The 25356-nt window shown below is 37.8% G+C and carries 19 protein-coding genes; 18 read left to right on the plus strand and 1 reads right to left on the minus strand.

From position 1 onward, the window contains the following. Window positions 1–343: 343 nt before the first annotated feature. On the minus strand, window positions 344–1837 hold the full coding sequence (locus MHH64_RS06815) for a NarK/NasA family nitrate transporter (RefSeq protein ID WP_340003262.1): 1494 nt from the start codon (window positions 1835–1837) through the stop codon (window positions 344–346). Window positions 1838–2095: 258 nt separating this feature from the next. On the opposite strand from MHH64_RS06815, the gene MHH64_RS06820 reads away from it, so the two are divergent. From MHH64_RS06820 to MHH64_RS06905, 18 genes are all read left to right on the plus strand, one after another. Continuing rightward, on the plus strand, window positions 2096–5776 hold the full coding sequence (locus MHH64_RS06820) for a nitrate reductase subunit alpha (RefSeq protein ID WP_340002926.1): 3681 nt from the start codon (window positions 2096–2098) through the stop codon (window positions 5774–5776). Continuing rightward, complete coding sequence (narH, locus tag MHH64_RS06825; protein ID WP_095314302.1) at window positions 5766–7238, plus strand: nitrate reductase subunit beta; 1473 nt, start codon at window positions 5766–5768, stop codon at window positions 7236–7238. The genes MHH64_RS06820 and narH overlap by 11 nt, the downstream gene beginning before the upstream one ends. Before the next feature lie 621 nt (window positions 7239–7859). After that, on the plus strand, window positions 7860–8396 hold the full coding sequence (gene narJ / locus MHH64_RS06830; RefSeq protein ID WP_095314300.1) for a nitrate reductase molybdenum cofactor assembly chaperone: 537 nt from the start codon (window positions 7860–7862) through the stop codon (window positions 8394–8396). Window positions 8397–8408: 12 nt separating this feature from the next. Continuing rightward, window positions 8409–9089 carry a respiratory nitrate reductase subunit gamma gene (gene narI / locus MHH64_RS06835; protein WP_251659486.1) on the plus strand — a complete coding sequence of 227 codons (681 nt, stop codon included), beginning with the start codon at window positions 8409–8411 and terminating at the stop codon, window positions 9087–9089. Window positions 9090–9177: 88 nt separating this feature from the next. Beyond that, entirely contained in the window at window positions 9178–9558 is a 381-nt protein-coding gene (locus MHH64_RS06840) for a hypothetical protein (RefSeq protein ID WP_251659488.1), read from the plus strand. 110 nt (window positions 9559–9668) lie between these two features. After that, entirely contained in the window at window positions 9669–11168 is a 1500-nt protein-coding gene (locus MHH64_RS06845) for a tetratricopeptide repeat protein (protein ID WP_251659490.1), read from the plus strand. A 272-nt stretch (window positions 11169–11440) separates the two neighbouring features. After that, complete coding sequence (locus MHH64_RS06850) at window positions 11441–12076, plus strand: nucleotidyltransferase family protein (RefSeq protein WP_251659492.1); 636 nt, start codon at window positions 11441–11443, stop codon at window positions 12074–12076. Between the two features lie 372 nt (window positions 12077–12448). Beyond that, complete coding sequence (locus MHH64_RS06855; protein ID WP_251659494.1) at window positions 12449–13960, plus strand: class I adenylate-forming enzyme family protein; 1512 nt, start codon at window positions 12449–12451, stop codon at window positions 13958–13960. A gap of 50 nt (window positions 13961–14010) precedes the next feature. Continuing rightward, window positions 14011–14766 (plus strand): helix-turn-helix domain-containing protein, encoded by a 756-nt coding sequence (locus tag MHH64_RS06860; protein ID WP_251659496.1) that lies wholly within the window; start codon window positions 14011–14013, stop codon window positions 14764–14766. A 468-nt stretch (window positions 14767–15234) separates the two neighbouring features. Beyond that, the gene (locus tag MHH64_RS06865; RefSeq protein ID WP_251659497.1) at window positions 15235–16296 is read left to right on the plus strand and encodes an XdhC/CoxI family protein; all 1062 of its coding nucleotides are present in this window, start codon (window positions 15235–15237) and stop codon (window positions 16294–16296) included. Between the two features lie 22 nt (window positions 16297–16318). Further along, complete coding sequence (locus MHH64_RS06870) at window positions 16319–18730, plus strand: xanthine dehydrogenase family protein molybdopterin-binding subunit (protein ID WP_251659500.1); 2412 nt, start codon at window positions 16319–16321, stop codon at window positions 18728–18730. Between the two features lie 16 nt (window positions 18731–18746). Next, the gene (locus MHH64_RS06875; RefSeq protein WP_251659502.1) at window positions 18747–19214 is read left to right on the plus strand and encodes a carbon monoxide dehydrogenase subunit G; all 468 of its coding nucleotides are present in this window, start codon (window positions 18747–18749) and stop codon (window positions 19212–19214) included. Next, window positions 19214–20086: a xanthine dehydrogenase family protein subunit M gene (locus tag MHH64_RS06880; RefSeq protein WP_251659504.1), complete on the plus strand. Its 873-nt coding sequence runs from the start codon at window positions 19214–19216 to the stop codon at window positions 20084–20086. Before MHH64_RS06875 ends, MHH64_RS06880 begins: the two co-directional genes overlap by 1 nt. Further along, complete coding sequence (locus MHH64_RS06885) at window positions 20086–20580, plus strand: (2Fe-2S)-binding protein (RefSeq protein WP_340002928.1); 495 nt, start codon at window positions 20086–20088, stop codon at window positions 20578–20580. The genes MHH64_RS06880 and MHH64_RS06885 overlap by 1 nt, the downstream gene beginning before the upstream one ends. Before the next feature lie 5 nt (window positions 20581–20585). Beyond that, on the plus strand, window positions 20586–22133 hold the full coding sequence (locus MHH64_RS06890) for an AMP-binding protein (RefSeq protein WP_251659508.1): 1548 nt from the start codon (window positions 20586–20588) through the stop codon (window positions 22131–22133). Between the two features lies 1 nt (window position 22134). Next, window positions 22135–22929: an enoyl-CoA hydratase-related protein gene (locus MHH64_RS06895; RefSeq protein WP_251659510.1), complete on the plus strand. Its 795-nt coding sequence runs from the start codon at window positions 22135–22137 to the stop codon at window positions 22927–22929. Window positions 22930–23051: 122 nt separating this feature from the next. After that, window positions 23052–24299, plus strand: coding sequence for a benzoate/H(+) symporter BenE family transporter (locus MHH64_RS06900; RefSeq protein ID WP_251659512.1), 1248 nt, complete (start codon window positions 23052–23054; stop codon window positions 24297–24299). Window positions 24300–24330: 31 nt separating this feature from the next. Further along, on the plus strand, window positions 24331–25350 hold the full coding sequence (locus MHH64_RS06905) for a TRAP transporter substrate-binding protein (RefSeq protein WP_251659514.1): 1020 nt from the start codon (window positions 24331–24333) through the stop codon (window positions 25348–25350). Window positions 25351–25356 lie beyond the last annotated feature (6 nt).

Below are 25356 nucleotides of genomic sequence, written 5' to 3' on the forward strand. Positions count from 1 at the left end.
CAAACGTCCGTTATCGTGAGAAAAATTCGCTAGTCTTTGGGCGATGGATCTGGCCATGGTGTTAAAGTAACGAAGTTGTCCGCAGCATTAGTGCGCTAGCCAATAAAAATCCTGAGTAATATCAACTCAGGATTTTTTCAGCTAGAAAACTATAAAATTTTGAATGATGTATATAACTTAGTTACCTAAGTAGCCACGTCCAGCTCCAGCGCCCAACGACTAGCGAGACTTCCCTCACCTCCGTACGATAAGTCAACATCGACTCCCTACGGTCGCCGTGTTTCCTTTATCTCCTTCGGTTCAGTCCAGTCCGTACGTCGCTAACCGGGCGCTTCCACTTTTGTTAATGTGTTATATCATTAAATACACCAACATAGTACTTAATCTCGCCAACATTATTCTTCACTGGACTAATGGTAAGTAACTCCGGATACATCTCTCCATTTTTTCGTTTGTTCCATATTTCACCTTCCCAAAAGCCATTTTCATTAATCGAATTCCACATTCCATCATAAAAGCCTGCGTCCTGTTTACCGGATTTTAGAATTGCAGGTGTCTTTCCGAGTACTTCCTCTTTTGTATAACCAGTGATTCGCTCAAAGGCTGGATTAACATTTTGAATGATGCGTTTTTTATTCGTTACCATAATTCCTTCCGCAGCACTTTCGATAATTTTACCTTCAACACTCACTCGTTCCTGATAATACATAAAAATAACAATAACAAAACTTACGAAGGCAAATTCTGACATTAACATGAAAGCAATCGCATGATGACCAGTAATATTTGCAACAGCAGTCAAAAGCAGTGGCGGGAAGAAACCGCCTAGGCCTCCCATTGCGGATACAATACCATTTACAATGCCAGCTTGTTTGGAAAAATACAACGGTACTAATTTAAAGACAGTACCATTTCCAATACCAACCGTAACTCCTACAGCCAGTGCACCAACGGTATACCAAATAATATCAGGTGAGAAGGATAATAGGATGCCCGAAAAGGCAACACCGATAAAAACAAACATTAAAATAATAAATGGATTAAACTTATCTGCAAGCAATCCTCCAACTGGACGAAGCAGGGTGGCAATAATAATAAATACTGCTGTTCGAATCCCAGCATCCACTGGGTCTAATCCAAAATTATCAACCAGAAAACTTGGTAAAAACATAGTGAAGGCTACAAAGGCCCCGAATGTAATGAAATAAAATAAGCTTAGGAACCACAATGTCGTATTTTTATAAACACCTCGAATTTGTTCAACCATGGATTTTTTTACTTTTGCTTCTTTACGATCACCAAAAATAAAAACCAATGCTGAAAATACGACCAAAATAACTAGGAATATCCGTATCGTTCCCTGCCAGCCAATGGAACCAGCTATAATTGGAGCTCCAAACGTTGTAATGGCGGTACCAATATTACCAACACCGTACACCCCATTAATAAAGCCGTGTTTTTCCTTTGGGTAATATTTCGGCAGTGATGTAACTCCGATGGAAAAGGTTGCTCCACCAATACCTAGTATGAGTCCTCCAATAACAAGATCGGTAAAGGAACTCGCTGCACTTAGGTAAAAAACAGGAAATAAAAGAATGAGAAAGCTAATTAAGAAAATAATTCTTGCGCCAAATCGATCAGCATAAAAACCAATCGGTATGCGCATGAGGGAGCCCAAAATAACTGGAATAGCCGTTATAATTGACGCTTGCCCAGAAGTCAGCGGAATATCTGCTGTGATATATGGCATTAGCGACGAAATGAGTACCCACACCATAAACCCAACGACTAAACTGGATGTTTGTAATGAAAGCTGTAAACCCGGTTTCTTCAAAATAAATCATACCTTTCTCTGGATAATCTTTAATTTACTTCTGTAATTGGTTATAAGTTTAACGAGGCTTGCCGGAATTAGTAGTGAAAAACATCACATAATCTGTGACCGATTTTTGAATAAAGTCACACACAACCATTTAAATATTATTTATGTCTAAAATTTGACATCGCAAAAAGGTGTGATGTATTTCACAACATGTATGGGGTGGGATGTTTAACATTGGAGTTAGAACAAAGCAATTTACATGGAGGGACAATAATGAAAAAGAAACCATCTCCACTTTGGCAACGATTGAACTATTTAAAACCAAAAGAAACATATTCCAATAATCATAGTCAATTACAAGAAGGTAACCGTGACTGGGAAAATGTATATCGGAGAAGATGGCAGCATGATAAGGTTATTCGATCAACACATGGGGTCAACTGTACCGGATCATGCAGCTGGAATATTTATGTGAAAGACGGGATTGTCACATGGGAAGGCCAACAATTGGACTATCCAACAACAGGTCCAGATATGCCGGAATTTGAACCCCGCGGCTGTCCAAGGGGAGCGAGCTTCTCTTGGTATATTTACAGTCCATTACGTGTGAAATATCCATATGTACGGAAAAGATTATTGACATTATGGAGAGAAGCATTAGCAACTTATGATAATCCTTTGGAAGCTTGGAAGAGCATTGTCGAGGACAAAGAAAAAGCGAATTCCTATAAACAAGCAAGAGGGAAGGGCGGACTAGCCCGAGCAGACTGGGAAGAGGTAACAAAGCTTGTAGCTGCATCTTCCTTATATACGATCGTGAAATATGGACCAGATCGAAATGTTGGTTTTTCTCCAATTCCTGCGATGTCCATGATCAGCCATGCAGCCGGAAGTCGCTTTATGCAATTAATGGGCGGTCCAATGCTTAGCTTCTATGATTGGTATGCCGACTTGCCACCAGCCTCTCCGCAAATTTGGGGAGATCAAACAGATGTACCAGAGAGCTCAGACTGGTTTAACTCAAGCTATATTATCACATGGGGTTCGAATGTGCCGATGACACGTACACCAGACGCTCACTTTTTAGTGGAAGCTCGTTATAAAGGAACGAAAGTTGTATCCGTTAGTCCGGACTATGCTGAATCAACGACCTTCTCTGATGACTGGTTATCAGTAAGGCAGGGAACTGATGGTGCAGTTGCAATGGCAATGGGGCATGTAATCTTAAATGAATTTTATGATAAAAATATGACACCATACTTTGAGGATTATGCAAAGCAATATACCGATTTTCCATTCTCTGTTCGTTTAAAAGAAGATAATGGAATGTTTGTGGCAGACAGATTCCTAAATGAAGCTGATCTTGGCACTGCTTCAGAGAATAATGAATGGAAGCCTGCTATGTATAATCAAGCAACAGGTAAATTCTCTATTCCGCATGGAACGATGGGTTCTCGTTGGGATGATAAAGGAAACTGGAACTTAAAGCTTATTGATGAAAACACAAATGAAAAAATTGAACCTGTATTGAGTTTTCTAGGAACAGAAGACGAGGTGGTACATGTCAATATGCCATATTTTGATGCGGAAACTAGAAAAGTTTTGCCACGTGCGGTTCCAGTGAAAAAAGTAGAGTTAAATGGAAAAACCGAATACATTGCGACCGTCTATGACTTGATGCTTGCCAACTATGGTATTGACCGTGGTCTTGGTGGAGAAGTGGCAAGCTCTTATGATGAGATTGCACCATTCTCACCAGCATGGCAAGAAGAGATAACGGGTGTTGACCGCAACCTCGTCATTAAAATTGCACGTGAATTTGCACAAAATGCGGTGGATACAAAAGGTCGTTCCATGATTATCGTTGGTGCCGGAATTAACCATTGGTTTAACTCAGATACGATTTACCGTGCAGTTGTCAACCTTGTTCTAATGGTAGGCGCACAAGGTGTAAATGGCGGAGGCTGGGCCCACTATGTTGGACAAGAAAAATTACGGCCTGCAGAAGGCTGGAATACGATTGCAACTGCTAAAGATTGGGGCGGCCCAGCTAAACTGCAAAACGGTACATCCTTTTTCTACTTTGCAACCGACCAATGGCGCTTTGAGGAAACACCAGTTAGTGACCTTACCGCTGCAAATGAAAAGGCAAGATACGAACATCACGGGGACTACAATGTGTTAGCTGCTCGCCTTGGCTGGCTGCCATCTTATCCAACATTCAATAAAAACGGAATCGATCTCTATAAGGAAGCAGTAGCAAGTGGCTATGAAACAACGGAAGATATTGGGAAATATGTGGCTAAGCAATTAAAAGAAAAAGAGCTGCAATTTGCAATTGAAGATCCAGATAACCCGGTCAATTTCCCAAGAAACTTATTTGTGTGGCGTGCCAACTTAATCTCCAGTTCAGGAAAAGGGCATGAGTACTTCCTTAAACATCTACTGGGAACATCCCATGGACTTTTAAACGATGATGAAGAGAGCATTCGTCCTGAGGAAATTAAATGGCGGGAAGAAGCACCGGAAGGGAAACTTGATTTATTAATTAACCTTGACTTCCGGATGGCTGGAACGGCACTTTACTCAGATGTCATCCTACCTGCATCAACTTGGTATGAAAAACACGACTTATCCAGTACGGATATGCATCCATTTGTACATCCATTTAATCCAGCAATAGCATCACCATGGGAAGCAAAATCGGACTGGGATATCTTTAAAGCTTTAGCCAAGGGTGTTTCTGATTTAGCTGAGGAAATTGATATGGAGACAATCAAGGAAATCGTAGCAACACCATTGCTGCACGATACAAAAGCAGAAATGGCCCAGCCATTAGGTCGAATTAAAGACTGGTCCAAAGGTGAATGTGAACCTATTCCGGGTAAAACAATGCCACAAATTCATGTGGTGGAACGTGATTACAAACAAATTTATAACAAGATGACAGCACTTGGACCAAATGTTGCAACACAGCCTTATGGTGGAAAAGGTATCAACTGGAATATGGAAAAAGAGTACGAACAAGTGAAACATACACTTGGAACGGTGGATAATGGAACGATTGCCGATGGCTGTCCAGATATTACACATGCTAAAGATGCATGTGAAGCAATCTTAATGCTTTCCTCTACAACGAATGGAAAAGTAGCTGTAAAAGCATGGGAAGCATTAGAAGAAGTAACAGAACTTGAGTTAAAAGATTTAGCAGAGGAAAGAGAAGAAGAGTTATTTACATTTGAAAAAATAACGGCACAACCAATGACGGTTATTACGTCACCAGCATTTAGCGGCTCCGAAAAAGGCGGCAGAAGGTATTCCCCTTTTACAACAAATATTGAACGATTGATTCCATTTCGAACCATTACAGGAAGGCAATCATACTTCCTGGATCATGAAATGATGAAGGAATTTGGGGAATCATTTGCCGTATTCAAGCCAATTTTGAACCATAAGCCATTCCGTTCAAAAAGACCAGAAGTGGAAGGAAAAGAAATTACGCTGAATTATCTTACCCCGCATAATAAATGGTCGATTCATAGCATGTACTTTGATGCACAGCCAATGTTAACTCTATTCCGAGGTGGTCCAACGGTTTGGCTAAATAAAGATGATGCAGCGGAAATTGATGTAGAGGATAATGATTGGATTGAATGCTTCAACCGTAATGGAGTCGTAGTAGCAAGAGCGGTTGTTTCCCATCGTATCCCAAGAACAATGGCTTTTATGCATCATGCTCAAGATCGTCATATTCATACACCTGGAACAAGCCTTACGAAAAATCGTGGTGGCACGCATAATAGTCCAACGAGAATCCATGTAAAACCAACCCATATGATTGGTGGATATGCCCAATTAAGCTATGGATTTAATTACTATGGGCCAACAGGAAACCAACGTGACTTGAATGTTGTGATTCGGAAAATGAAGGAGGTAGATTGGCTTGAAAATTAAAGCACAGGTCGGGATGGTAATGAACCTCGATAAGTGTATTGGCTGTCATACATGTAGTGTGACATGCAAGAACACATGGACAAACCGCCCAGGTGCCGAATACATGTATTTTAATAATGTAGAAACAAAGCCTGGAATTGGCTACCCAAAGCAGTGGGAAGATCAAGAAAAATATAAAGGTGGCTGGGAGCTTCACAACCATGAGTTAAGGTTAAAATCAGGCTCAAAAACAAATCGGCTACTAAACTTGTTTTACAACCCAAACCAGCCAGAAATGGACGATTATTTTGAACCGTGGAACTATGATTATGAAACATTAACAAATAGTAAGGAACGCAAGCATCAGCCTGTTGCTAGAGCCAAATCTGCGGTGACAGGAGAATTCATGGATTTGGAATGGGGACCAAACTGGGAGGATGACTTAGCTGGTGGCCATATTACAGGACTGCGTGATCCAAACGTCGTGCAGATGGAAGAATCCATTAAAACGGAATTCGAAGATGTATTCATGATGTATCTGCCACGTATTTGTGAGCATTGCATTAACGCACCATGTGTATCCTCCTGTCCATCTGGAGCAATGTATAAACGGGATGAAGATGGAATCGTACTAGTGGACCAAAATGCATGTCGTGCATGGAGACATTGTGTGACTTCTTGTCCGTATAAAAAAGTGTATTTTAACTGGAAAACAAACAAAGCTGAAAAATGTACGATGTGTTTCCCGAGAATCGAAAATGGCCAGCCAACGATTTGTGCAGAAACATGTGTTGGACGGATTCGTTATATCGGAATCATGTTATATGATGCAGACCGTGTGTTGGAAGCAGCATCTGTAGAGGATGAAAAGGAATTATATCATGCACAGCTTGGTATTTTCCTTGATCCAAATGACCCGGAAGTTATCAAGCAAGCCAAAAAAGATGGAATTCCAATGGACTGGATTGAAGCAGCTCAAAAATCTCCACTTTATAAAATGATAATAGACTGGAAGATTGCTCTGCCATTACATCCAGAATACAGAACAATGCCAATGGTATGGTACATTCCGCCACTAAGCCCGGTTATGAACATGATTGAAGGAAAAGGAAGTACTGCAGATACAGAAGACATTTTCCCTGCAATTGATAACATGCGGATTCCAATTGAATACCTTGCAAATCTATTAACTGCTGGAGATACCGGGCATATTCGTACGGTTCTAAAGAAAATGGCAGTCATGCGTAACTTTATGCGAGCTGAACAAACTGGAAAGGAATTTGATTCTGATGTCCTTTCCGATCTCGGTTTAACTGAAAAAGCAATCAAAGAAATGTATCGCCTCTTAGCGATTGCTAAATATGAAGACAGATTTGTGATTCCGCATAGCCACAAAGAAGAAGTTGCTGATTTGTATGAAGAACAAGGAGCTTGCGGCTTAGACTTTGCCGGAGGCCCAGGAAGCTGCGGCGTGCTGCAATAATAAGATATACGGTCACTCATGAAGATGATGAGTGCCCGAACAGAGGGAAATCAAAGAGAAGCGGTCACTGATAGAGACAATGAGTGTCCGAACAGAGGAAAATCAAAGAGAAGCGGTCACTGATAGAGGCGATGAGTGCCCGAACAGAGGAAATCGAAGAGAAGCGGTCATTGATAGAGGCAATGAGTGCCCGAACAGAGGGAAATCAAAGAGAAGCGGTCACTGATAGAGGCAATGAGTGCCCGAACAGAGGAAAATCGAAGAGAAGCGGTCACTGATAGAGGCAAACAGTGACCGAGCATAAGAAAATCAAAGAGATTTGGTCACTGATAGAGGCAATGAGTGCCCGAACAGAGGAAAATAAAAGAGAAGCGGTCACTGATAGAGGCAATGAGTGCCCGAACAGAGGAAAATCAAAGAGAAGCGGTCACTGATAGAGGCGATGAGTGCCCGAACAGAGGAAAATCAAAGAGAAGCGGTCACTGATAGAGGCAATGAGTGCCCGAACAGAGGAAAATCAAAGAGAAGCGGTCACTGATAAAGGCGATGAACACCCCAATGGAGGATTGATAAAGCCGTTTTACCAATCCTGATTTCTAACAATGAAGGAGGTCGTGGTTTATGAATCAACACATCTATCAGCTAATATCCTTTCTCCTTAACTATCCAACGGAAGAAATGATAGACATCTTACCAGAAATAGAAAGGGAAATAGAAGAACAGTCAAACAGTCAAATCACAGGAAATATCAAGCAGTTTATTCAACAATCAAAAGAGATGTCCTTAGACGATTGGATTACACACTATATTGAGCATTTTGATTTTGGAAGATTAACGAATCTCTATGTAACCTATTTGAAACTAGGTGAGCAACGTGAACGAGGTTTGGAATTACTTAAACTTAAAAAGTATTATGAGGCGCATGGGTTTGAAGTAACTGACAAAGAATTACCAGACTATCTTCCTGTTATTCTAGAATTCTGTGCGAATGTTTCCGTAGAGGCAAGTAATGAGCTGCTCTCCATGCATCAACAGGCTATTGGCGAAATTCATGGGAAATTACAAGAGAACAATAGTTATTACAGTTTATTATTTGATGCACTCTTTCTTTACATGGAAGAAAACGGAGTAACAGCTGTGGCTCTAGAAGAAGCCTAGGAGGGAGCTAAAATGGATTTATTACTGTGGGGGATCTTCCCTTATATCGTGTTAACTGTATTTATTGGCGGTCTTATTTATCGTTATCAAAAGGACCAATTTGGCTGGACGACAAAATCGAGTGAATTTCTTGAAAAAAAACAGTTAAGAATTGGTTCGCTTTTATTCCATGTGGGGATCATATTTGTATTCGGTGGTCATGTATTAGGTTTGATTATACCTGTTGAGTTTTATAATTCTCTGGGAATAAGCGAGCACACATACCATATTGTGGCCATTACTTTTGGACTGCCAGCAGGTATTGCTGCATTTATTGGGATTATCTTGTTAACCTATCGTCGAATTAGTGTCAAACGGATTCTGGCTACAACGTCTGCAAGTGACTGGGTTTCCTTAATTTTTATCATCCTTGCCATTGGTTCAGGATTACTTGCAACTTCTTTTAATGTGGATGCACAAGGTTTTGATTACCGGACAACTATCGCACCATGGCTGCGGGGATTGTTTATTTTTAATGTCCAGCCAGAGTTAATGGCAAGCGTTCCAATCTGGTTTAAAATCCATATTTATTGCACATTCTCTTTATATGCCGTTTGGCCATTCACAAGATTGGTCCATGCGTTTAGTTTCCCACTAAGGTACTTACGTAGAAGTTACGTCATATATAAGCGAAGAGTAGTCAGATCAAATTAAAAACACTTGCATTATCATTTATTTCGCACAGCCTAGCGTGTAACAGAGCAAAGCAAGTGAATCATCGATGAATACGAGGAGAAGCAATATGAGTAAATGGTTTTATGGTAATAGTCTCCTTATACTTTTTGTTATATGGAAGGTAGTTACACATTTTTCTTTTCCAACACTAACCTTGTCGATTTTATTTGGCTTTATTGGGTTTTTACTTTTCCTATTTAACTGGACAAGAAATGCCGTTTATTCAACGATTCGTAACATACCTGAGCGTAAAACAAAGGTGAAGCTAGCGAATATTACTAAAAAAATCATGCCCCTTCATCTTTGGACAGGGACACTTGCGCTGTTATTTATCTTGTTGCACGTTTCGTTTGTTGTCGATTGGTATGGATTTAGCTTTCATAACAGCAAGATGGTCGTCGGAGTCCTTGCATTCATAAATTTAGTCCTGCTGGTTGCCACAGGCTGACATCGACTGGTAAAACCAACTGAAGTTACGTTGTTACCATTTACGAATAGGCATTTGTTTATTCATATTAAACACGATGCATATTATACTTTGATAAGGTTGTAGATATTATGATAAGTAAAACATACACAAAAGAATCAATTCTCTTCATTTGTGAATACGTTAGAGAGCAACTCATAAATGGAAATTATGATACAGCAAAGGTATTCGTGAGCAACTTAGAAGAAAAACTGAAAGAAGGTTTACTGGAAGAGCGATTTTTTATAGCAAGTACTATCGCAAAATTTTATCGAAAGACAAATAATTACGATAAATCTGGTAATTACAGTCGACAAGCTATTCATCTATCCAAAGATATTCATAAAGAACATATAGAAATGATTATTGATACGTATCTCGACTATGCTTCATTGGAGAGAGAGTACGGACAACTTCAGGCAGCGAGGATAGAACTAGCTAAATTATTAGCATTTCTAGATTCTAATGATTATCAAGATTCATACGCTTACGGTGTCATTTTTAGCAACCTAGGGAAAATTGCACTTGAAGATCAAAATATAGAAAGTGGATTAACCCAACTTGAAAAAGGGTACACTTATTATACTAGGGCAGTACCAAAAACTCATCCAATCGTCCTAAATGTGATAGAAACTCTTTGTGATATATATATTCAAGCTGAACAGTATAACAAAGCTCTAAAGCTCCAACAAGAAGTTTTGGCTGAATATAATAAATTAGAGGATAAAGTATTTGAGATTCGAACGCTATTAAAAATAGGTGAAATCTATTTTTTTATTGATTTAAAAGAAGCACGAAAAATTATTACCAAAGCGATTAAATGGATGGATGACACCTATAAATATAAAGAAGAATATTTAGATATTGCTAAAGCCGTTTTAATGCTAGCAGAACTTGATGAGAATATGGGAAACTTACCTAGATCTATCAATTATTATAAAAAGGCATTGAAAGAGTTGCAGCAATTCTATAAGGATGATCACTTCATGATTGTTTATGTTTATTCCAAAATAGGAACCTTATCTATCAAAACGTTTAAATTAAATCAGGCCAAGGAATACCTAAAAGAAGGCTTATCACGATCCATTCAATTTCCGAAAATTAGGCAACAGTTTCTCTATGCCTTAGGAAAAATCTACTCAGCTGAAAAAGCGTATGATAAAGCATTAATCGCTTTTCAGGAATTTTTACAAGGTCTAGATCAAAGTGGGCGGAAAAAATCGCTTGCTTATGGAAATGCGCTTCAGTCTATTGCCTTTAATTATTTGGTACAGGAAAAATTAGAACAAGCCTTTCAGCATTATCAAGAAGCCTTAACCATCTATGAGGGACTTTCAAATTGTAAAGAAGAAAAAGGTTTCACTCTTATTCGCTTAGCCTATTGCTATGAAAATATCCAAGTGAAAGAGTTGAAAAAGGCAGAAGAATATTATGAAAAAGGCTTTAAACTTATTGAAAAGGTTCGGAACCCAGAATTATTAGAAGAAGCATCAGCAGGGATTATTGACTTCTTCAAAAGAAATAACAATCCAAAGAAAAGAAAAATATATGAAGATAAAATTGTTAAACTTCAAACTAATCGTGAGAAGTGATTGATTAAATGATATTTGCTATAGAATTATATTATAATAGAAGATATAATGTTCTGACAGAAGGGCAGAAAACATGGGTAATGCACACCAAGTCTTATTAAATTGCGTATAATCTAATTACATTGAAATCTATCCAATTACGCCTGAGGAAATCTTGTTTAGGTATTATGAATTAAACTTATATCTATTTAAATGGTCAATCTGTTGAATTTTTAGTGGAGAAAAATTGAATCCACCATGTGCTCAATTCATTATTGCTAGGGGGTGTTATTATGGGGAAATCGGAATCACCGATATATGCCATTATTCTTGCTGCCGGAACATCGAGTCGAATGGGGAAACCAAAACAATTACTTTCTTTTGGTAATAAAAGTCTCCTTGATACGGTGATTAGTCTTGTCTTTTCAGAGGGTTTTTCTGAAATAATTACCGTCATTGGTCGGGAAGCGGAAACCATTCGAAAAGAAATTGCCATTGATGAACCACATTTTCGTTGGGTTGTTAATCCAGCCTACGAAAAAGGCCAAAGCGTTTCTTTACGAAAAGCAATTGAACATGCAGAGGGAAACCCATTGAATGTAATGATTTTTTTAGGGGACCTACCATTTCTTGAGTCAGAAACGATTCAAACGATTTTAAATTTGGGAAAGAAAAAATTGAAGAGGACACGTGAGCCCTTTGTCATTCGACCAAAGGTGAAAGGAAAAGTTGGTCACCCAGTTTTCTTTGGAAATATTGAACGTGAGTGGTTTAATCAATTACAAGGTGATCAAGGAGCAAAACCAATCTTAAAACAAATTCGCAACCGTACTGATGTAGAAGTTATAGATGAAGGAATTTTGTTCGATATCGACACCCCAGAAGATTATGAACAAGCAGTATCACTGCTTGTTAAGAAAGGTAAATAAATAGCCACCAGGATGTTTTAGTAGATAACGTACTAATTCGATTTTTTAGTTCGTTTAGGTAAGGCTAACTGACAAGGACACTATGCTCCGGGGAAATTTGGTAAGCGCTAATGAAAAGCTAGGACAAAAGTATTTTAGTTATAGAAAAATCCGAACTATGATTCAAAATTCTTCAGTTAGAATTCGAATTAGTTCGGATTTTTATTTTTATAATAAATCTTATACAAATGCAGTTTTCAAACGGGTACTGAGAAAAGCTTGACACAAACAAGCTTTGTGGTAACATGATAGAGTTTTAATATTATGCTATAATTATTAAAATTTAAAAAAAGGAAAATGAAAGCGTATTAATTTTTGTTGGGAGGGGTATTAGTGGATTTAGTCAGAATGTTTGATTATGCTGTTGAACGAAATCCAAATGAAATTGCCATTGTGGAAGGAAATAATCATTATTCTTATAAAGAAGTAAAGACCATGGTTAATCATGTAGCAGCCTCTCTCTACCGACTGGGTATAAAAAAGGGAGATCGTATTGCCATTTTACTTAGAAATCGTATGGAGGCAATCGTATTATTTTGGGCAACACAGAAAGTCGGTGCAGTATTTTCACCAATTAATATCAAGCAATCTACCGAAATTATTCATTATTGTATCAATGACTTAGATGTTAAAATGATTGTCTCGGAAAAGTCAACCGAGTATCTCATTGACCGTGGAAAGATTGATTATCGCCCAATATTTATAAGCATTGACGGGGAAGATGATATTACATATGAGGAATTACTACAAGGAAATGAGAATGATTTTTCTTATGTTCCAATTCATGAAGAGAATCTATCCATTATTCTTTACACATCTGGTACATCCGGAGTACCAAAAGGTGTCCCTCGAACACATCTGAACGAATATTCCTCGACTTTAGCCTATGTTTTTCATTGCCATTATGAAAGGATGGATACTTCCTTAGGTGTTATTTCGCTACACCATACAATGGGAATGCGTTCCTTGCTTAGTATGTTTTTATTAAATGGGAAGCTTATTCTGTTAAAAGAGTTTGATCCACATGAAGCTTGTCAGCTAATTCAAGATCAAAAAGTGACTAGCCTTTATTTATTACCAAGTATGTATCATGAAATGGTGACACTAACAAATATCCGTCAGTATAATTTCGAACAGATCCGCGTTATTTCTTATGCCGGTGCTCCGATGTCAAGTAAACTGATACAAAAATGTCAGGAAGTTTTTCAGCCGACATATTTTATTAATCAGTACGGAAGCACGGAAATATTTACGCATTGTATTTGTCAAGATATTATGCATAAGCGCGGCTGTGTCGGAAAGCCTGGAATCCATCAAAAAATTAAAATAATTGAAGCGGACATCCAACGAATAAAATCAGAGGAAGACGCTGTCCCCGATGGTGAGATTGGAGAAATTATTGTCCATATGGGTTCTCCGGAGGCATTCAAAGGTTATTGGAATAAACCAGAAATTACGAAGAAAAGTGTAAAAAATGATTGGTACTATACCGGTGATTTGGGGTATAAGGATAAATCTGGAGATATTTACATTGTTGGTCGCGTGGATGAAATGATTCTACATGCTGGTGAGAATATTTTTCCTATCGAGGTTGAGAACATTTTATTAGAACATCCAGAGGTAAAAGAAGTAATGATTGTTGGGGAAGAGGATGAACGCTGGGGACAAGTTGTTGTCGCCTATATTGTTCCAAATGATGAATTGTTAACAGCAGAAGAACTGGACATTTTTTGTAAATCTCATCCAAGCTTATCTAATTATAAACGGCCAAGAAGGTATATTTTTAAATCATCCTTACCGAAAACTATATCTGGAAAACTTTTTCGTAAACAAGTAAACTTTTAAAAACTTGGGTTTTAGATAACTGAAGTTTAGAGAAAAAAGGGGGAAACGATTTGCCGGACATCTTAATCGTTGACGATGAATTTGAGAGTAGAATCGTTGTGACGGATTACCTTTCGACGAGTAGCATTGGTTATTATACGGTACATGAGGCGGTTACCCTTGAAAAAGGGGAGCTATTATTAAAAAAAATAAAGCCTAGTATTTTATTTCTGGAAGTTTCCTTGCCAGATGGGAATGGAATGGAATTAGGACAAAAAGCATTGGAATTGAACCCCGATATTAGTGTTATTATTTTGACTTATTTAAAGGAATTTGACCTAGTCCTTCGTAGTATAAATCTTGGATTTGTAGGATATTTATTAAAACCTTTTTCTAAAACAGAAGTTCATAAACTTACAGAAAGAATCCATATTCATAGTCTTTCTACAGAATCAAAAGACCTTTTTCATAAAGAGAATAAGAAAAAACAACACCCCGATTTAGCGAATCCAATACAGACGGCTTTACAGTTTATACAAAACTGTTATAAAGAACAAATTACCATAAATGAAGTTGCCCAGTCGGTTTATTTAAGCACTTCTCATTTCAGTCGTTCCTTTAAAGATGAAATGGGGGTAACGTTTGTTGATTATTTAATGACCTATCGAATTGATCAATCTAAATCGTTATTAAAAATGACGACCCTGCCAATAGAAGTGATTGCGAATCAAGTAGGATTTACCAGTGGTGCGTATTTTTCTACTGCTTTTAGAAAGAAAGAAGGATGCACACCTTCCGAATATCGATCATTATTTGTATCAAAATAAAAAATGAATCCGAATACAGGATTCATTTTTTATTTTATTATTTGACAATTTGGAGGAAAATTAAAAACAGAATAAGCGGAATTTTATAACCCAAATTTAATTTAAACTATTATATTCTTAACCAACTAGTAAAATGTAAGTAAAACATATTGAAACCTGTACTAAATAAAAAAATTCTTGCTGCGATTATCGCTAAAGAAGGTTTATCTTATCGCCAGATTGATGCAAAAGCATCATCTTAGAAGATGGAACAATACTCGAAGTTCTAAGTGATGGATGTATTGAGGGAGATTTATCGGTAGATACAAAAGATGTCTTTCAAACGAAGAAGCCGATTTTACTATTTAGCAATTTGAAAAATGAAAATGGAAAAAGCAGAATTTTATAACTCTTATTAATTTAAACTATTATAATCATAAGTAACCGAAAAAACATGATGAGGATTGGAACAGAATCGAGGCGAAGGAAATGCTAGTAAAACATATAGAAACCTGTATTAAACAAAATAAAAAAGCAATTCTTGCAACGATCATTGCTAAAGAAGGTTCATCTTATCGCCAGGTTGGTGCAAAAAGCATTATCTTAGAAGATGGAACAATACACGGAGTTCTTAGTGGTGGGTGTATTGAGGAAGATTTAACAGAACATGGAAAAGATGTCTTTCTTACAAAGAAGCCAAAACAGATCTTCTATGATTTAAGAAATGATGAGGACACTCCGTGGGGGATGGGTGTTGGATGTAACGGAGCTATAACGATTTGGCTAGGATTGATTGATCCAGTAGGTAATCGCGTTGAAGCAGTCAAAATATTGGAAGCGCTCAATAAACAGTATGACGGGATTGATTCATTTTACGTTGGAACGGTACTTTCTTCCTATAATGAAGAAATTCTTCCACTAAATACATTTCTTACATTAGAAAACGTGCATTCTGAGAAGAAAGGAATCCTTGAAAACTTCCATTATTTCACTAATGGGAAATTAGTGAATACGACAATCTTTATAGAAAAGATTAAACCAATTCCAAATGTCGTGATTTTCGGAGCAGGCCAAGATGCACAAACAGTTGTTGAGCAAATTAAACAATTGCATTGGCAAGTTACCGTCGTTGATCACAGACCTGGATACTTAGTAGAGGCAAATTTCCCAAATGCTGATCAACTTTACTTGGTAAAACATGGGGAATTTCCAAATTCAATCTTATTTAATTGTAATACTTATGTCGTGTTAATGACCCATCATTTTGAAAATGATTTAAATTACTTAAAAGGATTAATGAAAGAAAATATTCCTTATATTGGACTTTTAGGTCCCAGAAAGCGCTATATGCAGTTGAAGGAACGGTTAGAGAAGGAAGGGGTAACGATTTTGGAAGAAGTAGATAACAATATTTACACTCCAATCGGATTAGACATTGGATCGGAGACGCCGGAAGAAATAGCTTTAAGTATCGCCGCAGAAATTATGTCTCACAGAAATATGGCAAGTAGTAGTTCCTTGAGATATAAAGAAAGCCCAATCCATAGTTAATGAAAATAAAGGAGGAAATAGATTGTCATATATAGGTAAGTCTGTAAGAAGGGTTGAAGACGAACGCTTGGTTTCAGGAGAAGGGACATACATTGATGATTTATCTCCACTACCGAATATACAGTATGCCGCCATTCTACGTAGCCCACATGCTCATGCCATTATCAAGAAAATTGATGTAGAAGAGGCAAGGAAAATACCAGGAGTCATCGGTGTGGTTGATGGCAGGCAAGTTAAACAATTAACGAAGGCGCTCCCAGTAGGTGTGAATGCGCCTCAAGAATATTATCCGATTGCTATTGATAAAGTTCGTTATGTTGGAGAACCGGTTGCCGTGGTCGTTGCGGAAAACAGATATATTGCAGAAGATGCGGTAGGAAAAATAAAGGTAGAGTATGAACCGCTTAAAACTGTTGTCCATATTTTAGATGCACTTTCAGAAGATTCCATACCGTTACATGAAAAGGTTGGAAGTAATATCGTGAATGATCGTCATTTTGATTATGGCAATGTTGATCAAGCATTTGAAGATGCAAATCATATCATTAAAAGGAAGTTTGAATTCCCAAAAATAAACGCAACTCCAGTTGAAAATTACGGGGTTATTGCCAACTATACAAGAAGCGAAGGAACCTATTCGATTTGGTCTAACTTCCATGGTCCATTTACCCTTCATTCTGTTATGAAGGCAGCTCTAAATGTCCCAAGTAACCAACTTCGGATTATTACCCCGAAAGACATTGGAGGAAGTTATGGAATTAAGTCGGGTGTTTATCCATACATGGTTCTTATAGCGGTTGTTTCAAGAATTGTCGGTGTTCCAGTGAAATGGATAGAAGATAGACAGGAACATTTGATGGCAAGTTCCAGTGGTACGGATCGTGTCACATGGATTGAAGCAGCAGTGAAAAATGATGGAACAATTTTAGGTCTGAAGATGAAGTATGCCGATAATGTTGGTGCTTATATCCGTGCACCAGAACCAGCATCACTATATCGTAACCATTCCAATATTACTGGTGCTTATCGAATTCAAAATATCCAATTAGAAGCAATTGCAGTTACTACGAATAAGTCGCCGACAGGACTCATTCGAGGATATGGCGGTCCACAGCATTATTTCCCGCTAGAGCGAATGATGCAAATTATTTCCGAAGAGTTAAATATCGATGTTGTTGAAGTGGTGGAAAGAAACTTAATTCAAAAGGATGAATTTCCATACGTAACTGCTTCAGGTGGTATGTATGATAGTGGAGACTATCACAAAGCATTGAAATTAGCGATGGGTTCTATTAATTATAAAGATTTTAGGGAAAAGCAAAAGGAAGGTTGGAAACAAGGGAAATATTTAGGTATTGGTTTTGCTAGTATCGTAGAACCGTCTGGATCGAATATGGGCTATGTCACTTTGGCTTTAACGCCTCAAGAAAGGGCAAAAGGACTTCCGAAATCCGGAGCGGCAGAGGGTGCGACCATATCAATTGATCCAATGGGCGGTATCACTGTTCGGATTAGTACAGTACCTACAGGACAAGGACATGAAACGGTTGCAGCACAAATTGTTGCGGATACTCTTGGGATTGAGCCAACCACGGTAAAAGTAATCGCAGAGCTTGATACCTCAACAAGCCCTTGGACAGTGGCATCGGGAAGTTATTCTAGTCGTTTTGCTCCAATTGGTTCAAGTGCCATTTATTTAGCAACACATAAAGTGAGAACAAAACTGTTAAAAATTGCAGCAAAGCAGTTAGAAACAGATGTTGAAGAATTAGCAATGGAAAATGGAAAAGTATATAAAGAAACGAATCCGGAGGTTAGTATTTCTCTGAAACGACTAATCGGCACAACACATTGGAATCCGGAAGTGCTACCAGATGGTCTAGAACCTGGACTTCATGAATCCGCCTTTTATTCCTTGTCAACGGCTAAGGCACCAACGGAATTAGATACGGTGAATGGATCTGTCACCTACGGTTTTGTTTTTGATGCCGTGCAGGTGGAAGTAGATATTAATACTGGAGAAGTAAAAATATTAGACTATTTCACGGTTCATGATGCCGGTAAACTTTTAAACCCTAAAATTGCAAATGGACAGATTCTTGGAGGACTTGTTCATGGTCTAGGAGCAGCACTCTATGAAAATCTAGTCTATGACAAAAATGGTCAGTTACTAACTGGAAGTTTCATGGATTATCTCGTTCCAACAGCAACGGAAATACCAAATATTACAATTAAACATATTGAAACACCGTCACCACTAACACCTCTTGGTGCGAAGGGTCTTGGAGAAGGAAATACAATGAGTGCACCAGCAGTTATTGCTAATGCTGTTACCGATGCACTAAAACCACTAGGGGTTACGATTGAACAGTTACCACTATCACCAAATTATATTTGGAATGAAATTCACAAGAAGAAAACAGTAGAAGTCTAGAATAGGAGGATTTTCAATGAATGGTAAAGGAAGTATTAAATTACAAGGAAATAGAGAAACAGTTTTCACAAGCTTATTAAACCCAGAAGTATTAAAAAATTGCATTATGGGTTGTAAAGAACTGATTCAACAAGAAGAAAATGTATACCAAGTAGACCTATCCGTTGGGGTCGCAGCGGTTAAAGGAAAATACGATGCAACGATTCGTTTAGCAGACGTCAATGCTCCAGAAAGCTATCGATTAATTGTTCATGGTGAAGGTGGACCGGGATTTGTTGATGCGGAAGCAGAAATACAATTAGTTGATGTTGATGATAATAAAACGGAATTAAAATATACCTACGAAGCCGAAGTCGGTGGAAAAGTAGCTTCTATTGGTCAACGGATGTTAGGTGGGGTAGCAAAGTTAATCATAAACGATTTCTTTAAGAAAGTAAAAAAAGAATTAGAAAAAGTGAATACCTTGGAAGGAGAACTTCGATAATGAAACCAGCATCCTTTTTCTATTTATGTCCATCGACGTTAGAAGAAACGATGGATCTATTAACAGAGTATGGAGATGAAGGGAAAATTATTGCCGGTGGTCAAAGCTTTGTTCCCATTTTAAATATGCGTATGTCAGAACCCGAATATTTAATTGACATTCATCAACTTAATGAACTAGAAGGAATTCGCTTGGAAGACAATATCATAAAAATTGGTGCACTGACAACCCAACGGATTTTAGAGAAACATGTGTTGATTAAAGAACATCTTCCAGTTCTTGAAGAAGCAGTTAAATTTATTGGTCATGTTCAAACAAGGAATCGGGGAACCGTTGGTGGTAGTGTGGCACATGCAGATCCAAGTGGGGAACTGCCACTATCCTTCCTTGCACTAAATGCACAAATTATCGTACAAAGTGCTAGTGATACGAGAACAGCGGATATTAATGAATTTTTCTTAACGTATTTAACAACAGACATGATGCCTGATGAGATCTTAACAGAAATTCATGTGCCAATCCATCAGCCAAAAGGTTATGCATTTGAAGAATTAAGTAGAAGACATGGTGATTTTGCATTAGTTTCAGTTGTTTGCCTTTTATCTACAGATGATGACGCAAAAATTGATTCTGTACGTCTTGCTGTAGGCGGAATTGATGCAGTTCCTATTTTAGCTGAAGAAGCAATGGATTTTCTTATAGGAAAAGAACTTACTGAGAAGGTGTTAGAAGAGGCGGCAGATTTAGCGATCGAAAACGCTGATCCAGATGAAGATTTGCATGCATCTGTCGATTATCGCATCCATCTAGCGAAGACATTAACGAAAAAGGCAATACAGAAAGCATACAACAGGGAGAGAGGAGAAGAATAATGGTTAAAGTTGCTCAGGATCAAAAAATCAAAGTTTCCTTAACAATCAATGGGATAGTAGTAGGAAAATATGTAGAACCACGAAAACTACTTAGTGATTTTATTCGTGAAGACCTAGCACTTACAGGCACACATGTGGGATGTGAACATGGTGTCTGTGGCTCTTGCACCATCCTATTCAATAAATCTGCAGTAAGAAGTTGTCTTATGTTTGCTGCACAAGCAAATGATTCAGAAATAAAAACTATCGAGGGTCTATTTGAGAATGGAGAAATGAGTCCATTACAAGAGGCATTTATTGAATCACATGGCTTACAATGTGGATTCTGTACACCAGGAATTTTAATGTCAGCTTATGAAATGTTACAAAGTGATACAAGACCATCAAGAGAAGAAATAAAAGAAGTACTCTCAGGGCATCTATGCCGTTGCACAGGATATGAAGGAATCATCGAGGCAATTGAGAAAGCATTTGATAGAAAAATCAAGGAGTGAAAAATGTGAATCTTGGTAAGATGTTTGAGTTTTCAGTAAGTAGATTTCCCGAAAATACTGCAATTGTAGAAGAAGATAGAAGATATACTTATCGAGAATTCAATAGCCAAATCAACAAGTTAGCCGTATCCTTACAAGAACTTGGCATTGAAAAAGGAGATCGCGTTGTAATTATTTTAAAAAACCGACTAGAAACGGTTGCACTTTATTGGGCGGTTCAAAAAGTTGGTGCCGTGTTTACACCAATTAATTTTCGATTATCCACAGAGGAAGTTGCATATTGCGTAGACAATGCGGAAGCAAAGGCAGTCATTTATGAACCAATTAGTGAAGATGCTGCATTACAAGCTAACTTTACTGATAAACCAGTACTTATTAGTATTTTAGGCGCTGAGGGAGGTGACATCACATACGAGAAAATGCTCGAACAAAAGAATGAGAATTATCATGTACCACATGTTGACATGGATGATATATGTCTCATGTTATATACATCGGGAACAACCGGAAAACCAAAAGGGGTTCCACGTTCTCATATGAACGAGTATAGTGCTGCAACTGCACATATTATTCAAAATCGTTACAGTACACATGAAAGCACGATAGGTGCAATGCCACTTTATCATACAATGGGCATGCGTTCCTTAGTGTCAATGGGACTTTTGAATGGCAAGTTTGTTATGGTACCTGATTACAATACGGAAAATACGTTAGAAGTACTGGCTAAAGAACAAATTACTTGCGTTTATCTTATCCCAACGATTTTCCATGATATTGTTTATCACAAGGATTTTGATAATTATAATTTGCGTAATCTTAAAAAGATTGGCTATGCCGGTGCTGCAATGACAACTGAATTAACTGTAAAATGCTTCGAAAAATTCAAACCTGAAGTATTTGTAAATCACTATGGAAGCACAGAAGTATATACCTTCTCGATTTGTGATTACTTGGATAAAAAACCGGGTTGTGCAGGAAAACCGGGATTCCATCAAGAATTACGTTTGGTTACACCAGATCCTGAAGGAAATGCAGATCCAAGTGATTTAGTTTCTGTAGGTGAACCAGGGGAAATTATTGTCAATATCGATTCGTTGGAGTCATTCAAAGGCTATTGGAAACGACCAGATGCTAATAAAAAAGCGATTAACTCAGGTTGGTACTTCACTGGTGATATGGGGGTTCTTGATGAAGATGGGGACTTAAATGTTGTTGGTAGGGTCGATGACATGATTATCTCAGGCGGTGAAAATATCCATCCATTAGAGGTGGAAGATGTACTTGCAGCACATCCAGATGTGTCTGAAGTAACGATTGTTGGAATTCCAGATAGCCGCTGGGGTGAAAAAGTAATTGCTTATATTGTAACCGATAACAAAGATTTAACTTCAGAGGAACTCGATGCATACTGTAAGGATTCGGATAAGCTAGCTAATTTCAAGCGACCAAAAGAGTATCGCATAGTGAACGAAATACCAAAGAGTCCAGTTGGAAAAATTTTAAGAAGAATTTTAAGAGATAATTATCAAGAGGAAATGAAGGAGAGTGTATAAAATGGTTAACAATATAGCACAAGAATGGGATCACATTTCAGTTGAAAAGAATGTGGAGGAGCAAACAGCAACAATTACGTTAGATCGTCCAGAAAAAATGAATACGCTTAGCTATATCGCACGTTCGCATTTATCGCAAATTTTTGATATTTTAAACAATGATGATGATGTAAAAGTTATACTAATTAAAGGTGCTGGAGAAAAAGCGTTTACTTCAGGAGGAAACATTGCTCAGTTTATGGAAAGACATCCAGTAGAACTGTCTGAACTGCATATTAATGTTGCTGCACCGGAACGCTCTCCAAAACCAGTTATCGCCCAACTTCAAGGGTATACATTCGGAGTGGGTTTAGAAATAGCCTTGGCGTGTGATTTCCGTGTAGCTACAGATAATACATTACTTGCATTACCAGAAATTAATCTAGGAATGATTCCAGGGAGTGGTGGTTCTCAGCGAGTAACAAAAATTGCGGGAATTGGAAGAGCAAAAGATATGATCTTGCGCGGTAGAAGAATTCCAGCTCATGAAGCATACCAATGGGGGTTAGTGACATCAGTAACCACTCCTGAAAACTTAGAAGAGGAAACAAATAAGATTGTAAAAGACTTAACATCCAAATCACCAATGACATTAAAAGTATTAAAACGAGTACTTAACACAGCACAAGATTCCTCACTAAGTACAGGAATGGAAATTGAAGGATTCGCATACGGAATGCTTCGTTCAACAGAAGATTTTAATGAAGGTGTTCAGGCATTCGGTAACAAAGTGAAACCAAACTTTAAAGGAAAATAAAGAACAAGGTTAAACAATATAAAAATGAGTAGGATAGGGGAAATCTTTTAACAATCGATTTCCCTTCCTTTGCAATAATGGGATTTTGAATTTTGGTAATTATCATGAAATGGAGGGGGCGTATGGATTCGGTTAATAAAAGTGTCTCTAATATACAGAAATATCTGAACGAAAGAACCATCAGTACTGGTGTCCTTGCCGCAATTTTTGGATGTACGGGCCCTGCATTAATCATTATTGGTGGTGCAAGAGATGCAGGTCTAACAACAGAGCAAATGTTTTCTTGGCTATTCGCCGTTTATTTTTTTGGTAGTTTAATAGGAATTTATATGGCATTGAAATATAAACAACCAATTGTTGGAGCTTATTCTATTCCTGGAGCAGTATTAGTAGCCGCAGGATTACAGTCTTATTCATTGAATGAAATATCTGGTGCTTACTTAGCAGCTGGTATTATTGTATTAATCTTAGGACTTAGTGGGTTAATTGGGAAAATCATGAATTGGATCCCGGTTCCAATTGTGATGGCGATGATCGTTGGGGCAATGATTAAATTTGGTACCGATATGATTGTTTCCATACAAGGAGCACCATTAATTGTTGGTGGAGCAATTGTTTCCTATTTATTATCATCTCGTTTAATCCCGAAATTACCACCGATATTAATTGCTTTTATTGTTGGATGTATTTTAGCTTCATTTACTGGTCATTTTCAGATGGGAGAAATGCAAACGGGTTTATCTCTTCCGCAAATTTTGATGCCTGTGTTTAATATCGAAGCGATTATCGCCGTAGGTATACCTTTAGCCTTATTAGTAATCGGTGCAGAAAACGCACAGTCCATCGGTGTTCTAATGGCGGAAGGCTATAAACCACCAATAAATGCAATGACTATTATTAGTGGTATTGGTGGAATCGTAACATCATTCTTTGGGGGACATAATGCGAATATAGCTGGACCAATGACAGCTATTTGTGCGTCAGAAGAATCCGGGGACAAAGAAGGAAGATATGCTTCCGTTATAGTAAATGGCATTTTATTTGGTGGTTTTGGTTTAGTTGCCGGTGTTGCCGTATCATTTGTGCTTGCGTTACCAAGTGTACTAGTTGCTACAGTAGCAGGATTAGCAATGGTAGGTGTTCTAGTATCTTCATTACAAACAGCCTTCACAGGTAAAAACTTCCAAATTGGAGCATTCTTTTCATTGATTATTGCCATGTCTGGAATTAGTTTCTTTGGAGTAAGTTCTCCTTTCTGGGCTTTAATCGGTGGGGTGCTTGTTTCCTTGATTCTTGAAAGTAAGGATTTTAATGTTGGAAGAATAAGTGTTGAAAATGAAAAAGAGGAACTATCACAGACGGGTGCTTAATATTTAAAAAGCAGAATAGGAGGGAACAAAAGTGAGGAAGTTATATTTTTTCGTGTTGATATTTATTGTAATGGGCTTAAGTGCCTGTATATCAAGTGCAGAAACAGGTAGTGGAGCGAGTGAAGACTCGGATGTAACTATTCGTTTGGGACATGTTACACAGACAACACACCCATATCACCTAGCAGCAGAACATTTTAAAGAAATTGTAGAATCAGAATCAAATGGTTCGATAAAGGTTGAAATTTTTCCATCACGTCAATTAGGTGGAGATATTGACATGCTTGAGATGCTACAAAACGGATCGCTTGAAGCTGGATTCATTTCTTCTTCTGTTTTCAGTGGTTCAACCCCCGTTATGGATGGCTTACAAATCCCATTTTTGTTAGATAGTTACGAGATATTTGGTCAAGCGATTCAAACAGAGACCGCACAAAAAATGTTAGATCGATTAGAAGAAATTAATTTAAAGGGACTTGGAATTAACGAAAGTGGCATGAGGCAATTAGGTTCTAATGTTGAAGTTGTTAAGTCACCAGAAAATCTAGAGGACTTAAGTATCCGTGTAGCTGAAAGCCCTTTAATGCAAGACATCTTTATGGAACTAGGGGCAGCGCCAACATCGATGGCATATGGCGAAATTTACTCTGCACTTCAAACCGGAGTAATTAACGCGCATGAATCAGATTTATCTGCTTATGTTGCTGAAAACTTTTATGAAGTGACAGACTATATAACGCTTACAAACCATTTCCCATGGCCAAATATTAACGTAATGAATCTAGACTTTTTTAATAGTTTATCAGCAGAACAACAAAAGATACTTGTAGATGCAGGGAAAGAAACACAATCTTGGATTGTTGAACGGTTAGTTGAAATTGACAAAGAAATGTTACAAGAATTAGAAAGTAATAATGTGTATATCGAAAAGATTGATAACATCACTCCGTTCAGAGAAAAGGTTCAACCAGTATATGACAAATATGCGGAGAAAGATCCACTAATTAAAGAATTTATAGAAGTAGTAGAAGAAGTAAAGAATCAGCATTAGTAGATT

Origin of the sequence: Oceanobacillus sp. FSL K6-0127 (assembly GCF_037983385.1) — a bacterium.
GTDB classification, from domain to species: domain Bacteria; phylum Bacillota; class Bacilli; order Bacillales; family Amphibacillaceae; genus Oceanobacillus; species Oceanobacillus profundus.